This is a genomic window from Methylobacterium sp. 190mf (assembly GCF_900107945.1).
In the GTDB taxonomy this organism is placed as follows: Bacteria; Pseudomonadota; Alphaproteobacteria; order Rhizobiales; family Beijerinckiaceae; genus Methylobacterium.
Genome location: NZ_FNVI01000010.1, coordinates 198,035 through 212,241, shown reverse-complemented (window position 1 = coordinate 212,241; position 14,207 = coordinate 198,035). Strand labels below are relative to the sequence as shown.

Annotated in this window: 10 protein-coding genes; 6 read left to right on the top strand and 4 right to left on the bottom strand. The window is 70.0% G+C overall.

The features are described 5' to 3' along the window. Window positions 1-37 precede the first annotated feature (37 nt). Genes C4T42_RS14325 through C4T42_RS14315 form a run of 3 tightly spaced genes read left to right on the top strand, consistent with a single transcriptional unit; the run spans window position 38 to window position 2,932 of the window. Window positions 38-1,039 (top strand): TRAP transporter substrate-binding protein, encoded by a 1,002-nt coding sequence (locus C4T42_RS14325; protein ID WP_026604925.1) that lies wholly within the window; start codon window positions 38-40, stop codon window positions 1,037-1,039. A gap of 25 nt (window positions 1,040-1,064) precedes the next feature. Then, window positions 1,065-1,652, top strand: coding sequence for a TRAP transporter small permease (locus C4T42_RS14320; RefSeq protein ID WP_103985262.1), 588 nt, complete (start codon window positions 1,065-1,067; stop codon window positions 1,650-1,652). Further along, the gene (locus C4T42_RS14315) at window positions 1,649-2,932 is read left to right on the top strand and encodes a TRAP transporter large permease subunit (protein ID WP_020093149.1); all 1,284 of its coding nucleotides are present in this window, start codon (window positions 1,649-1,651) and stop codon (window positions 2,930-2,932) included. Before C4T42_RS14320 ends, C4T42_RS14315 begins: the two co-directional genes overlap by 4 nt. A gap of 134 nt (window positions 2,933-3,066) precedes the next feature. On the opposite strand, the gene glpT is transcribed toward C4T42_RS14315, so the two are convergent. The 3 genes from glpT to C4T42_RS14300 form a co-directional block, all read right to left on the bottom strand. Continuing rightward, a complete protein-coding gene (glpT, locus tag C4T42_RS14310; RefSeq protein ID WP_020093148.1) occupies window positions 3,067-4,407 on the bottom strand; it encodes a glycerol-3-phosphate transporter in 1,341 nt (446 codons plus the stop codon). A 256-nt stretch (window positions 4,408-4,663) separates the two neighbouring features. Beyond that, the gene (gene glpD, locus C4T42_RS14305) at window positions 4,664-6,169 is read right to left on the bottom strand and encodes a glycerol-3-phosphate dehydrogenase (RefSeq protein ID WP_103985261.1); all 1,506 of its coding nucleotides are present in this window, start codon (window positions 6,167-6,169) and stop codon (window positions 4,664-4,666) included. 97 nt (window positions 6,170-6,266) lie between these two features. Next, entirely contained in the window at window positions 6,267-7,028 is a 762-nt protein-coding gene (locus C4T42_RS14300) for a DeoR/GlpR family DNA-binding transcription regulator (RefSeq protein WP_020093146.1), read from the bottom strand. Between the two features lie 218 nt (window positions 7,029-7,246). Between C4T42_RS14300 and C4T42_RS14295 the strand changes: the two genes are divergently transcribed. From C4T42_RS14295 to fixJ, 3 genes are all read left to right on the top strand, one after another. After that, entirely contained in the window at window positions 7,247-10,585 is a 3,339-nt protein-coding gene (locus C4T42_RS14295; protein ID WP_103985260.1) for a PAS domain S-box protein, read from the top strand. Between the two features lie 114 nt (window positions 10,586-10,699). After that, the gene (locus tag C4T42_RS14290) at window positions 10,700-12,253 is read left to right on the top strand and encodes a PAS domain S-box protein (protein WP_020093144.1); all 1,554 of its coding nucleotides are present in this window, start codon (window positions 10,700-10,702) and stop codon (window positions 12,251-12,253) included. Next, on the top strand, window positions 12,243-12,860 hold the full coding sequence (gene fixJ, locus C4T42_RS14285; protein WP_020093143.1) for a response regulator FixJ: 618 nt from the start codon (window positions 12,243-12,245) through the stop codon (window positions 12,858-12,860). Before C4T42_RS14290 ends, fixJ begins: the two co-directional genes overlap by 11 nt. A 95-nt stretch (window positions 12,861-12,955) precedes the next feature. Here fixJ and efeB read toward each other — a convergent pair whose 3' ends face one another. After that, window positions 12,956-14,197, bottom strand: a complete 1,242-nt coding sequence (efeB, locus tag C4T42_RS14280) for an iron uptake transporter deferrochelatase/peroxidase subunit (protein WP_020093142.1) — start codon at window positions 14,195-14,197, stop codon at window positions 12,956-12,958. Between the last annotated feature and the right edge of the window lie 10 nt (window positions 14,198-14,207).

Genomic DNA, 14,207 nt, shown 5'->3' with positions numbered 1-14,207 from the left:
CCGCGCAACGACGCGGGCTCAGGTCTGGGAGGACGCGATGACGGCTCGGATACTCGGTGCGCTCGTGTGTGCGCTCGCCTTCGTCACGCCGGCCGCGGCGCAGAGCCCCATCGTCATCAAGTTCAGCCACGTCACCACCACCGACACGCCCAAGGGCCAGGGCGCCGAGCGGTTCAAGCAGCTCGCCGAGGAGCGCACCAAGGGTGCGGTCAAGGTCGAGATCTACCCCAACAGCACGCTCTACAAGGACAAGGAGGAGGTGGAGATGCTCCAGCTTGGCGCCGTGCAGATGCTGGCGCCGTCCACGAGCAAGTTCGGGCCCCTCGGCGTGAAGGAGTTCGAGGCCTTCGACCTGCCCTACATCTTCCCCAACGAGCAGGTGCTGCGGCGCGTCCAGGACGGGCCGATCGGCCAGGGCCTGTTCAAGAAGCTCGAGACCAAGGGGATCAAGGGGCTCGGCTACTGGGACAATGGCTTCAAGATCCTCACCGCCAACAAGCCGATGCACGCCCCCGAGGACGTGAAGGGCCTGAAGTTCCGGATCCAGTCCTCGAAGGTTCTGGAGGCGCAGTTCAAGCAGCTCGGGGCGCTGCCGCAGGTGCTCGCCTTCTCCGAACTCTACCAGGCGCTGCAGACCGGCGTGGTCGACGGCCAGGAGAACCCGCCGTCGAACGTGACGACCCAGAAGCTCAACGAGGTGCAGAAGCACGCCACGCTGACCTATCACGGCTACATCGGCTACGCGGTCATCGTGAACAAGGGCTTCTGGGACGGGCTGCCGGCCGACATCCGCACGACGCTCGAGGGCGCCATCAAGGACGCGACCGCCTACGAGCACGAGATCGCCGACAAGCAGAACGAGAAGGCGCTCGCCGACATCCGCGCCACCGGCAAGACCGAGGTGTACACGCCGACCGAGGCCGAGAACGCCGCGTGGCGCAAGGCCCTGGCGCCGGTCCAGCGCGAGATGGCCTCCCGCGTCGGCAAGGATCTGGTCGCGGCGCTGAACAAGGAAGCCGAGGCGGCGCCGAACAACTGATCCCGCCGCCGCGCCCGGACCGACCATGTTGCTGAAACTGCTCGATCGGCTCGAAGAGGTGCTGATCGGAACCCTGATGGCGGCCGCGACCGTCATCACCTTCGGCACGGTGGTGCACCGGTTCCTCTCCGGCATCCCGGCGCTGCAGGACTACACCGACCGGATCGACTTCGGCTGGTCACAGGAACTGTGCATCTACATGTTCATCTGGGTCGCGAAGTTCGGCGCGGCCTACGGCGTGCGCACCGGCATCCACGTCGGCGTCGACGTGCTGGTCAACCGCCTGCCGCCGGGCGCGCGCCGGGTGATGGTCCTGGTCAGCCTCGCGGCGGGCGCGCTGTTCACCGGGATCGTCGGCACGCTCGGCACGAACTTCGTCTGGCGCATCGGCCACACCGACCAGACGACGCCCGACATGGAGATCCCGGTCTGGATCGTCTACCTCGCGATCCCGCTCGGCTCCTACCTGATGTGCTTCCGCTTCCTGCAGGTCGCGTGGAGCTACTGGAAGACCGGGCACCTGCCCGCCCGCGACCACGCCCATGTCGACGGCGTCCCGACCGTCGAGGGCGTCGACCCGATCCAGCTCGGCCGCGAGGGAGGCCCCGCATGAGCGGCCTGATCATCTTCGGGCTGCTCATCGCCCTCATGCTCACCGGCATGCCGATCTCAATTGCGCTCGGCCTGACGGTGCTGACCTTCCTATTCACCCTCACGCAGGTGCCGATCGAGAGCGTCGCGCTCAAGCTGTTCACCGGGATCGAGAACTTCTCGATCATGGCGATCCCGTTCTTCATCCTCGCCGGCAACTTCCTGGCCCATGGCGGCGTGGCGCGGCGGATGATCGCCTTCACGACCTCCCTCGTCGGGCACTGGCCGGGCGGCCTCGGCCTCGCCGGCGTGGTCGCCTGCGCGCTGTTCGCCGCCGTGTCGGGGTCCAGCGTGGCGACCGTGGTGGCGATCGGCTCGATCATCCTGCCCGCCATGGTGGCGGAGGGCTACCCACGGCGCTTCGGCGCCGGGGTGATCACCACCTCGGGGGCGCTCGGCATCCTCGTGCCGCCCTCGATCATCCTCGTGCTCTACGGGGTGTCGACGAATTCCTCGATCGGCAACCTGTTCCTCGCCGGTGTGATGCCCGGAATCGTCCTGTCGGCGATGCTGGCGAGCGTCACCTTCGTCATCGCCAAGCGCCGCGGCTATCCGCGCATGCCGAAGGCGTCCTGGGCCGAGCGCCTGCGCGCCTTCCGCGAGAGCGCCTGGGGCCTGTTCCTCGTGGTGATGGTGATCGGCGGCATCTACGCCGGCACCTTCACCCCGACCGAGGCGGCCGCGACGGCGGCCGTCTACGCCTTCGTCATCGCGGTGTTCGTCTACCGGGACCTGAAGCTGTCGGACGTGCCCCGCGTGCTCCTCGCGTCCGCCAACATGAGCGCGATGCTGCTCTACATCATCACCAACGCGGTGCTGTTCTCGTTCCTGATGACGTCGGAGAACATCCCGCAGACGATGGCGGCGTGGCTGATCGCCATGAACTTCAGCCCGCTGGTCTTCCTGCTCGTCGTCAACATCATCCTGCTGATCGCCGGCAACGTGATGGAGCCGTCCTCGATCCTGCTGATCATGGCGCCGATCCTGTTCCCGATCGCGGTCAAGCTCGGGATCGACCCGATCCATTTCGGGATCATCATGGCGGTCAACATGGAGGTCGGCCTGTGCCACCCGCCGGTCGGGCTCAACCTCTACGTGGCGAGCGGGATCGCCCATATGGGCATCTCCGAGCTGACCGTCGCGGTGCTGCCCTGGCTGCTGACGATGCTGGCCTTCCTGGTCCTGGTGACCTACTGGCCCGCCCTGTCCCTGTGGCTCCCGCGGGCGCTCGGGGCGATGTGACGGCCTGACGACCGGCGGAAGGATCCGATCGTCACGCTCGGCGCCGGGACGGCCGCTCCGGGCGCCCGTCCCGATCGCACCGGCACGGGCCGGCAGGAAGCCTGAGCATCCCTGCCGCCCCCGGGAACCGCCGCTCAGGCAGGCTGCGCGACCGCGGTGCTGCTGTGCCGCAGGGTCAGCGACAGGCAGACGATGGCGAGGACGCAGGCCGCCAGCAGGAGAATGAAGCAGCCGTTCCAGCCGTAATGGTCGGTCGTGTAGCCGACCAGCGCGCTCGCCGCGACGGAGCCGCCGAGATACCCGAACAGGCCCGTGAAGCCCGCCGCCGTCCCGGCCGCCTTCTTCGGCACGAGCTCGAGGGCCTGGAGGCCGATCAGCATCACCGGCCCGTAGATCAGGAAGCCGATGCAGATCAGGGCCGCGAGGTCGACGCCCGGATTACCCTCGGGATTGAGCCAGTAGACCAGCGTCGCCGCCATGACGCCGAACATGAACACCACGCCCGTCGCGCCCCGGTTGCCACGGAACAGCTTGTCGGACAGCCAGCCGCAGAGAAGGGTACCGGGAATGCCGGCCCACTCGTAGAGGAAGTAGGCCCAGGAGGTCTTGTCGACCGAGAAGTGCTTGGCCTCCTTCAGGTAGGTCGGCGCCCAGTCCAGCACGCCGTAGCGGAGCAGGTAGACGAAGACGTTGGCGAAGGCGATGTACCAGAGCATCCGGTTCTTCAGCACGTGCTCGACGAAGATCTCGCGCGTGGAGAACTCGCGCTCGTGGTTCGCGTCGTAGCCGTCCGGATAATCGTCCTTCCAGGCTTCCACGGAGGGCAGCCCGCAGGATTGCGGCGTGTCGCGCATGGTGATGAAGGCGAAGACCGCGACGCCGAGCGCCACGGCGGCGGGCACGTAGAACGCCGCGTGCCAGTCGTTGAACCAGGCCAAGCCGAGCAGGAAGAGCGGGCCGATCAGGCCACCGCCGACATTGTGCGCCACGTTCCAGACCGAGACGACGCCGCCGCGCTCCTTCTGGGACCACCAGTGCACCATCGTGCGGCCGCTCGGCGGCCAACCCATGCCCTGGAACCAGCCGTTGAGGAACAGCAGCACGAACATGATGCCGACGCTGGAGGTCGCCCAGGGCACGAAGCCGAACAGGAACATCACCAGCGCCGAGAGCACGAGGCCAATCGGCAGGAAGTAGCGCGGGTTGGAGCGGTCCGAGACCATGCCCATCAGGAACTTGGACAGGCCGTACGCGATGGCGACGGCGGAGAGCGCGGTGCCGAGCTCACCGCGGCTGTAGCCCTGCTCGACGAGGTAGGGCATCGCCAGCGAGAAGTTCTTGCGCAGCAGGTAATAGCCCGCATAGCCGAGAAAGATGCCCGCGAAGATCTGCCAGCGCAGCTTGCGGTAGGTCGGATCGACGCGATCCGTCTGAATGGGTGGCCTGTGGGCCGCGGGAGCGAGAAAGCCGATCATGGCGCGCCTTGGTGCTTGAGACCGCGGATGGACCCGGGCTCATCCCGGGCGCATCTCGGATTGGACGGGGTGCTGAGGTGCAGCGCTCAGCGTCGCGCCGTATCGGCGCGCCGACGCGCGATCCGCGCGTCCGGTCTCGACCTGTGGCGATGGTGGACGGCATGGTCCGGTCGCGGCATCGTTTCCTCCTGTGATGCGGCGCCTCTCCGGCTCGGCCGGGTCGCCGTCTCTCGGTCTCGCTGCGTCCTTGCCGGTCTCAGACGGCGGCGGCCATCGCGCCGTCGGTGCGGCCGGTCATGGACGCGATCCGCGCTCGGAGCGCCGCGACCTCGTCGGGCGAGAAGGCGAGACCGAGCTTCGACCGGCGCCAGAGAACGTCCTCGGCGGTGCGGGCCCATTCCCGGTCCATCATCCAGCGCAGCTCGCCCTCGTGGAGGCCGTGTCCCAGATCGGGTCCCAGATTCGAGGCGATGCGCAGCGCGTCCGTCCCGTAGGCGGCCACCATGCGCTGGACCGTGGCGGCGCCGAGCCGGGGCGCGGTGCGGGCGAGGCGCGCCTCGAGTTCGGCCACCCCGTCCACCGCGAAGTCGCCTCCCGGCAGCGCGGCGCCTCCGGTCCACGAGCGGCCGCGCGCCCCGAGGCGCTGACCGATCTCCTTCAGGGCATCCTCGGCCAGCTTGCGGTAGGTGGTGATCTTGCCGCCGAAGATGTTCAGCACCGCCGCCTCGCCGGCCGCGCCGTCCGTCTTCAGCACGTAGTCGCGCGTCGCCTCCTGCGCCGCGGAGGCGTGATCGTCGTAGAGGGGGCGCACCCCCGAGAAGGTCCAGACGATGTCCTCCCGGCGAAGCGGCGTCGCGAAGTACTCGCTGGCGGCGCTCAGGAGATAGGCGATCTCCTCCTCGGTGATCGCCGCGTCGGCGGGATCGCCGGAGAAGTCACGGTCCGTCGTGCCGACGAGCGTCGTGTCGTTCGCGTAGGGGATCGCGAAGATGATGCGCCCGTCCGCGTTCTGGAAGATGAAGGCCCGGTCGTGGTCGTAGAGCTTGCGCATCACGATGTGCGAGCCCTGCACGAGGCGCACGTGCTTGGCCTCGCTCCGGCCGAGCGGGCCCTGGATCACCCGGTCGACCCAGGGGCCGGCCGCGTTGACGAGGAAGCGCGCGGCGATCTCCTCCTCGCGGCCGGTCCGAAGCTCGCGCCGGACGATGCGCCAGAGATCGCCCTCGCGCCGGACCGAGACGACGCGGGTCCCCACCGCGATCTCGGCGCCCCGCGCCTCGGCGTCGCGCGCGTTGAGCACCACCAGGCGCGTGTCGTCGACGCGCGCGTCCGAGTACTCGAAGCCGCGCCGGAACTCGGATTTGAGCGGGGCGCCGATGGGGCCGGAGAGGTCCACGGGGCGCGTGCCGGGCAGGCGCTTGCGGCCGCCGAGATGGTCGTAGAGGAACAGGCCGATCCTCAATAGCCAGGCGGGGCGCAGGCCCGCGTGCAGCGGCAGGACGAAGCGCAGCGGGCGCACGATGTGGGGCGCGATCCCCCAGAGCACCTCGCGCTCGGCCAGTGCCTCGCGCACGAGGCGGAACTCGTAGTGCTCCAGGTAGCGCAGACCGCCGTGGATCAGCTTGGTCGACCATGACGAGGTGCCGCTGCCCAGGTCATTCTGCTCGGTCAGCGACACCGAGTATCCCCGGCCGGCCGCGTCCCGCGCGATGCCGCAGCCGTTGATCCCCCCGCCGATGACGGCAACGTCGAACGTCCGCATGATCCTCCCCCTCTCGTGCCGCGGCGTCGGACGCGCGGCTGCGAAAGCAGAGGAATTGAATACGAAACCAAAGGAAAGTCAATCGAAACCAATACGCTCAGCGACCGGTTTCGACGAGCCGCACTCCGGACGCGCGGCACAGGTCGCGCAGCGTGTCACTGGGGCAGCGATCGGTCACGAAGGTGCCGACCTGGCTGAGCTGGGCGAGCCGAACCGGCGCGCTGCGCTCGAACTTGGTGGAATCGGCGACCAGCACGACGTGGCGCGCGTTGGCGATGATCGCCTGCGCGACCCGGACCTCGCGATAGTCGAAGTCGAGGAGGGCCCCGTCCTCGTCGATCGCCGAGGCCCCGATCACCGCGAAATCGACCTTGAACTGGCGGATGAAATCCACCGCCGCCTCCCCGACGATCCCGCCGTCCGAGCGGCGGATCAGGCCACCCGCCACGATGCACTCGATCTCCGGGCTGGGCCGCAGGGCGAGCGCGACGTTGAGGTTGTTGGTGATGACCATGAGGCCGGAATGGCTCAGCAGCGCCCGGGCGACGGCCTCGGTGGTGGTGCCGATATTGATGAACAGCGAGGAGCGGTCCGGGATCAGGTCGGCGGCCGCGCGCGCGATCGCCGCCTTCTCGGGCGCCGCGATCGCGTTGCGTGCCTCGTAGTCGAGGTTCTCGGCGCCCGCGCCGAGCACCGCCCCGCCGTGGATGCGCGAGAGGAGGCGCGCGTCGCAGAGGTCATTCAGGTCCTTCCGGATGGTCTGCACGCTGACCGCGAACCGGCCGGACAGGGCATCGACCGAGACGCGCCCCTCGGTCCGGGCGACGTCCATGATCGCGTTCTGACGCTCCGAGAGCATGCCTTCAGACCTCCGCGCGGCGAAAACGAAACCGGTTTCGGTGCGAACGCGCGAACGATGCCGAAAAGCGAAGGCGCGCTCTGAACCGGCCTTCACGCCTAGCGGATTCACCTCCGGGAGGAAACGTCCGGACCCCGCGGCCCGGCCCGGCGGATGTTGACGATGCGCGCCCGCGCGCCGACAAGCGCCGCGATGGAACGGTTTCGGTATTCGCATCGATGACGCGCGCGGCCGTCCCGCAGAACTGGTCTCCGGTCGGAGGCGGGGATCTCGGCGACCTGATCCGCGGTCATGACTGGGCGGCGACGCCGCTCGGGGCCATCGCCTCCTGGCCCGCGCCCGTCCGGACCATCGTCCAGACGCTGCTGCTCTCGCCGGTCCCGACGGTGGCGATCTGGGGAAGCGACGGGATCCTGGTCTACAACCGGGGCTACGCGGAGGTCTGCGGCCCGCGCCATCCGGAGGCCCTCGGCGGGCGTCTCCTGGAACTCTGGCCGGAAGCCCGCGCCTTCAACGCGCACGTGATCGCCAGCGGCCTGGCCGGTCGCCCGCTCAGCTTCCGCGCCCAGGAACTGGAGCTCTGGCGACACGGGCGTCCGGAGACGGTCTGGATGGACCTCGACTACACGCCCATCCTGGACGACGACGGGACGCCGATCGGCACGCTCGCGACGGTGCGCGACATCACCGAGCGCGTCCTCAGCGAGCGTCGGATCGCCGAGAACGAGAGCCGCCTCGGCTTCCTCGACCAGCTGGGCCAGGCAACCGCGAACGCCCGCGACGCCGGCACGATCCTGGAGATCACCACGCGCTGCGTCGGCGCACACCTGAACCTGTCGAATTGCGCCTACGCCGACATGGATCCGGACGGCGACGGCTTCACCATCCGCGGCAACTGGCACGTGCCGACGGCGCCCTCGATCCTCGGGCATTACAGCCTCGCCGATTTCGGCGTCCTGGCCGTCCAGGAACTCAATGCCGGCCGGCCGCTCATCATCAACGACAACGCCGCCGAGCTCGCCCCGCGCGAGGCCGAGGCCTTCCGGGCGATCGGGATCGCGGCCACCATTTGCATGCCGCTGGTGAAGGACGGACGGCTCGCCGCCCTGATGGCCGTCCACCACGCGCGGCCTCACCGCTGGTCGCGCGCCGAGCTCGCGCTCATCCGCGAAGCGACCGAGCGCTGCTGGGCGCATATCGAGCGTGTCGGCGCGGAGGCGAGCCTGCGGCTCAGCGAGGCGCGGCTCCGCGCCCTGGTCCACGCGACCTCCGACGTGGTCTACCGCATGAGCCCGGACTGGCAGGAGATGCGCCAGCTCCACGGCCGCGGCTTCCTGTCCGACATGGCGGAGCCGAGCGTGCGCTGGCTCGACCGCTACGTCGATCCGGCCGACAGGCCCGAGGTCATGGCCGCCGTCAACGACGCGGTCAGCCGCAAGGGCCTGTTCGAACTCGAGCACCGGGTTCGGCGCGCCGACGGCGGCGTCGGCTGGACGCTGTCGCGCGCGGTGCCGCTGATCGATCGGCACGGGACCGTCACCGAGTGGTTCGGGATGGCCAGCGACGTCACGTTCCGCCACGAGGCCGACGCGCGGCTCAGGGAGAGCGAGGCCCGCTTCCGCGCCATGGCGGACGACGCGCCGGTGATGACCTGGATCACCGACGAGACCGGGGCGTGCATCTACCTCAACCGGCGCTGGTACGAGTTCACCGGGCAGGCCGAGGCCGAGGCGCTCGGCCTCGGTTGGCTGGACGCGATCCATCCCGACGACCGCGCCCACTCCGAGCAGGTGTTCCTGGCGGCGAACGCCGACCGGGCGTCGTTCCGCCTCGAATACCGCCTCCGGGACGGGGACGGCCGGTACCGCTGGGCGCTCGACGCCGCGTCGCCGCGGTTCGCCTCCGACGGCGCGTTCCTCGGCTATTTCGGCTCGGTCATCGACATCGACGAGCGCCGCGAGGCCGAGGCGCGGCTGCGCACGCTGACCGACGTCGTGCCGGCCTTCGTCTGGTTCGCCTCGCCGGACGGCCGGCTGCATTACCTGAACGACCGCTGGTGCGCGTATACCGGCCTCGACACGCAGGCGTCACTGCCCGATGGCTGGATCGAGGCGGTGCATCCGGACGATCGCGCGCGGACGGCGGCGGTCTGGGCGGACGCGCGCGAGCGGGGCGTCACCTACGAGATCGAGGTGCGCTATCGGCGGCACGACGGCGCGTATCGCTGGTACATGGCCCGGGCCGAACCGCTGCGCGATCCCGGGGGGAGCATCACCGCCTGGTTCGGGACATCGACCGACATCCACGACCGCAAGCTGGCGGAAGACGGCCTGCGCGAGCTGAACGAGACCCTGGAGAGCCGTGTCGCCGAGCGCACCGGAGAGCTGCTCAAGACCGAGGAGGCGCTGCGCCAGTCGCAGAAGATGGAGGCCGTGGGCCAGCTCACCGGCGGCGTGGCGCACGACTTCAACAACCTGCTCACCATCATCCGCTCGTCTGTCGACTTCCTGCGCCGGCCCGAGCTGCCCGAGGCGCGCAAGGCCCGCTACCTCGACGCGGTGTCCGACACGGTCGATCGCGCCGCCAAGCTGACCGGCCAGCTTCTCGCCTTCGCCCGCCGCCAGACCCTGGACCCGCAGGTCTTCGACCTCGGCGACCGGTTGCGGGCCGTGGCCGAGCTGCTCGACACGGTGACGGGCGCGCGGATCCGGGTCGTCACCGCGATCCCGGAAGTCTCCTGCGCCGTGCGCGCCGACCTGAGCCAGTTCGAGACGGCGCTGGTGAACATCGCCGTCAACGCGCGCGACGCGATGGACGGCGAGGGCACCCTCACGCTGCGATTAACCTGCACCTGCCCTCTGCCGGCGATCCGCGGGCACGCGGCGAGTGCGCGGCCGTTCGCGGCGATCGCGCTCACCGATACAGGCTCCGGCATCGCCCCGAACGTGCTGGACCGGATCTTCGAGCCGTTCTTCACCACCAAGGAGGTCGGCAAGGGGACGGGCCTGGGCCTGAGCCAGGTATTCGGCTTCGCGAAGCAGTCCGGCGGCGATGTCGCGGTCGAGAGCGTGCTCGGCGCGGGGACGACCTTCACGCTCTACCTGCCCGAAGTCGCGGCCGAGTCCGCGCCGTACGCCGCCGTCGCCCCCGCGGAGCCGGCCTCCCCCATCGGTTCCGGCCAGCGCGTTCTGGTGGTGGAGGACAACGTCGAGGTCGGCACCTTCGCCACGCAGATTCTGGAAGATCTCGGTTACGAGACCACCTGGGCGGCGAATGCCGAGGAAGCCTTGGACCGGCTCGGACCCGAGGGAACGGAGTTCGACGTCGTGTTCTCGGACGTGGTGATGCCGGGAATGGGCGGGCTGGCCCTCGCGCAGGAACTCAGGCGCCGGATGCCGCGGCTTCCGGTGCTCCTGGCCTCAGGCTACAGCCACGTCCTCGCGCAGGACGGCGCGCACGGATTCTCGGTCCTGCACAAACCCTACTCGGCCGAGCAGCTCGGACGCCTGCTCCGGCAAGTCACCGCGCGGAAGCAGGGCGCGACGGCGACGCCGTGAGCCGCTGCGGCGCGCACGCGCGCCCCCCGGCTGTTTGCTGATGCAACCGGCGGTGTAAGACGGGCGCCGACGACCCGGACGGATGACGGTGCCGTCCCCCCGCGCGCGACTGACATGACGACGCCTGAACACCCATACGCGCCCGCCACCGGCGACGGCGGCCCGTTCGACGCCGACGGCCTGCGGCTGACGCTGGACGAGGCCGGCATCTGCGGCTGGGCCCTCGACATCCCGACCGGGCGCGTCACGATCCTCCCGTCCTGCATCCGCCTGTTCGGCGTGCCGCCGGACCGTCTCACCACCCTGGACGAGATCCAAGCGCGCGTTCACCCGGACGACCGCGCCGCCCGGGCGGCGGCGATCGGGCACGCGCTGACGGACGGCGGAAGCTACGAGATCGACTTCCGCGCCGTGCATCCCGATGGACGCGTTCAATGGTTGCGCTCGCGCGGGCGCGTGCAGGTCGATGCCGGCGGCCGGCCGTGCCGGCACCGGGGCGTGGTCTTCAGCATCCACGCGCAGAAGCAGGCCGACGAGGAGTTGCGGGCGCGCGAGGCGCACCTGCGCTCGATCCTCGACACGGTCCCCGATGCGATGATCGTCATCGACGAGCAGGCGCAGATCAAGTCGTTCAGCGCGGCCGCCGTGCGCCAGTTCGGCTACGGCTCGGACGAGATGGTCGGGCGGAACGTCAGCGTGCTGATGCCGGAGCCGTACCGCAGCCAACACGACGCCTACATGGCCCGCTACCTCCGGACGGGCGAGCGCCGGATCATCGGCATCGGCCGCGTCGTGGTCGGCCAGCGCAAGGACGGCTCCACCTTCCCCATGGAGCTGTCGGTCGGGGAGATGCGCTCGGGCGGCGAGCGCTACTTCACGGGCTTCATCCGGGACCTCACCGAGCGGAACGAGACCGAGACGCGCCTGCAGGAGCTGCAGTCCGAGCTGGTGCACATGTCGCGCTTCACCGCCCTCGGCGAGATGGCCTCGACCCTGGCCCACGAGATCAACCAGCCCCTGACGGCGATCGCGAGCTACCTGAAGGGCTGCCGCCGCCTCCTCGGGCGCATGGAGGGTCCCGAGGTGCCCCTGCTCGCCGACGCGGTGAATCAAGCGGCCGACCAGGCCCTGAGAGCCGGGCAGGTGATCCGGCACCTGCGGGATTTCGTGTCGCGCGGCGAGAGCGAGCGCCACATCGAGGGATTGCCGAAGCTGATTGAGGAAGCGAGCGCCCTGGCCCTCGTCGGCGCCAAGGAGAAGGGCGTGCGCGTCCGCTTCGATCTCGACCCGGACGCGCCCCTCGTGATGGCGGTCCGGATCCAGGTGCAGCAGGTCCTGCTCAACCTCATCCGCAACGCGATCGAGGCCATGCAGGACGTCGCCCGGCGCGACCTGACCGTCGCCACGCGGGCGCTGCCCGCCGAGGGCCTGGTCGAGGTGCGCGTGTCGGATACCGGGACCGGCATCGCGCCCGAGATCGCCGAGCAGCTCTTCCAGCCCTTCGTGACGACGAAGGCGAACGGCATGGGCGTCGGCCTGTCGATCTGCCGGACGATCGTCGAGGCCCACGGCGGCAAGATCCAGGCCGGACCCGGTCCGGACGGCGGGACGACCTTCCGCTTCACCCTGCGCACCTTCGACCGCGAGGAGATGGCTCATGTCGAGTGACGCGCCCGTGCACATCGTGGACGACGATCTCGCGGTGCGTCAGGCGCTGGCCTTCCTGCTGGCGACCGACGGGCTGACCGTCCGCGTCCACGATTCCGCGACCGCCTTCTTGGCGGCAGAATCCGAGCGCGTCGGCTGCGTCGTCACCGACGTGCGCATGCCCGGCATCGACGGCGTTGAGCTCCTGCACCGCCTCCGTCAGCGGGGTAGCCTGCCGCCGGTCATCGTCATGACGGGCCACGCGGACGTCGCCCTCGCGGTCGCGGCCATGAAGGCCGGCGCGGTCGACTTCATCGAGAAGCCGTTCGACGACGAGGTGCTCCTCGCCAGCATCCGCTCGGCCCTGGCGCGCTCGGACCGGACGGCCAAGCGCGCGTCCGAGCGCGACGCGGTGCGGGCGCGCCTGGCCGAACTGACCGAGCGCGAGCGGCAGGTGCTGGAGGGACTGATCGCCGGCAAGGCCAACAAGGTGATCGGCCTCGATCTCGGCATCAGCCCGCGGACGGTGGAGATCTACCGGGCGAACGTCATGTCCAAGCTCCAGGCCGGCAGCCTTTCCGAACTCGTCCGCATGGCCCTGATCGCGGGGCAGACGGACGGCGACTGAGCGCGGGAGCGGTCCCGCGGGCGGCCGGTCTCTCGGGCGCCCCGGGCGCAGCATCCGGGGGCGGTGGTCCGAGCCGGAATCCGCGTCGACGCCGTCTAGGTCGTGGCCAGCATTCCTTCCCCGAGGAAGGAGCCGGGCCCCGGCACGCCGGGCAGAGCGAAGAAATAGCCGCCGCCGATCGGGCGGATGTACTCTTCGAGCCCCTCGCCGGACAGACGGTTCTGCACGGTGACGAATCCGGCGGCGAGGTCGGCCTGGTAGCAGACGAACAGCAGGCCCATGTCGAGCTGGCCGGCGGCGGTAAGCCCGCGGGAATAGTTGTAGCTGCGGCGCAGGATCAAACTGCCCTCGGTGCCCGGCAGGCGCGGATTGGCGAGACGGATATGGGCCGCCAGCGAGATCGCCTCGCCGTCCGGGTCGGCGGCGTAGTCGGGGACGTCGCGCTCGTGTCCCTGCCGGAGCGGCGCGCCGCTGCCCTTGTGCCGCCCGATGATGGCCTCCTGCTCGCCGAGCGGCGTGCGGTCCCAGCGCTCGACGAGGGTGCGGATGATCCGCACGACCTGGTAGCTTCCGCCCGTCGTCCAGGCCGGCTCGTCCTGCCCCGCTCCGACCCAGACGTAACGGTCCATCATCCGGAGGTCCCGCACGTCGAGGTTGGCGGTGCCGTCCTTGAAGCCGAGCATGTTGCGCACGGTGTCGGCCCCCATGGTCTTCACCACGTGGGGCGGGAGGAAGCCCTCCATCTTCCAGCGCGGCGTGAGGAGGCCGGGCGTCGCCTTGATGACGTCGCGCAGGGCGTGGATGTTGGTCTCGGCGGTGTTCGAGCAGAACTGGATCAGCAGGTCGCCGTGGCACTGCGCCGGGTCGAGGGCGTCGTTGGGGAAGCGCTCCATCGGCCCGAGATGGCGCGGGCGGGCGCGACCCAGGCCGAACCGGTAGTCGAACAGGCTCGCGCCGACCGAGACGGTGGCGGTGAGATTGTCCGGGAGGATGGTCGGCCCGAGGATGCCGGAATTGCGCGGCGGGAGCTGCGGGTGAAGATCGGGCACGGCACCGCCGCGCGTCAGGAAAGCGAGGCGCTCGGTGAGCGTCCGGAACAGGCGGGGCAGCTCGCCGCGCCGCTCGGCCAGCACGTCGAAGGCGACGTACAGGGCGGCGGCCGGCTGCGGGGTGACGATCCCGGCCTGGTGGGGGCCGTAGAAGGGCTGGGCGACGAGCGTCCCTTCCGTGGCGATGGTCGGCGTCGCGTCCTCGGCCCGGGCGGGCCCGAGGAGCGCGGCGGCGCCGAGGCCGCCGAGAAACCGGCGGCGGGTGGGAACCGGTGAAAGGAAGCGCATCGTCGCTCGG

What these genes read in the sequence shown, in the direction of transcription:
- C4T42_RS14325 (WP_026604925.1), top strand. Translation starts at nt 38, where the DNA reads ATGACGGCTCGGATACTCGGTGCGCTCGTGTGTGCGCTCGCCTTCGTC.
- C4T42_RS14320 (WP_103985262.1), top strand. Translation starts at nt 1,065, where the DNA reads ATGTTGCTGAAACTGCTCGATCGGCTCGAAGAGGTGCTGATCGGAACC.
- C4T42_RS14315 (WP_020093149.1), top strand. Translation starts at nt 1,649, where the DNA reads ATGAGCGGCCTGATCATCTTCGGGCTGCTCATCGCCCTCATGCTCACC.
- glpT (WP_020093148.1), bottom strand. Translation starts at nt 4,407, where the DNA reads ATGATCGGCTTTCTCGCTCCCGCGGCCCACAGGCCACCCATTCAGACG.
- glpD (WP_103985261.1), bottom strand. Translation starts at nt 6,169, where the DNA reads ATGCGGACGTTCGACGTTGCCGTCATCGGCGGGGGGATCAACGGCTGC.
- C4T42_RS14300 (WP_020093146.1), bottom strand. Translation starts at nt 7,028, where the DNA reads ATGCTCTCGGAGCGTCAGAACGCGATCATGGACGTCGCCCGGACCGAG.
- C4T42_RS14295 (WP_103985260.1), top strand. Translation starts at nt 7,247, where the DNA reads ATGACGCGCGCGGCCGTCCCGCAGAACTGGTCTCCGGTCGGAGGCGGG.
- C4T42_RS14290 (WP_020093144.1), top strand. Translation starts at nt 10,700, where the DNA reads ATGACGACGCCTGAACACCCATACGCGCCCGCCACCGGCGACGGCGGC.
- fixJ (WP_020093143.1), top strand. Translation starts at nt 12,243, where the DNA reads ATGTCGAGTGACGCGCCCGTGCACATCGTGGACGACGATCTCGCGGTG.
- efeB (WP_020093142.1), bottom strand. Translation starts at nt 14,197, where the DNA reads ATGCGCTTCCTTTCACCGGTTCCCACCCGCCGCCGGTTTCTCGGCGGC.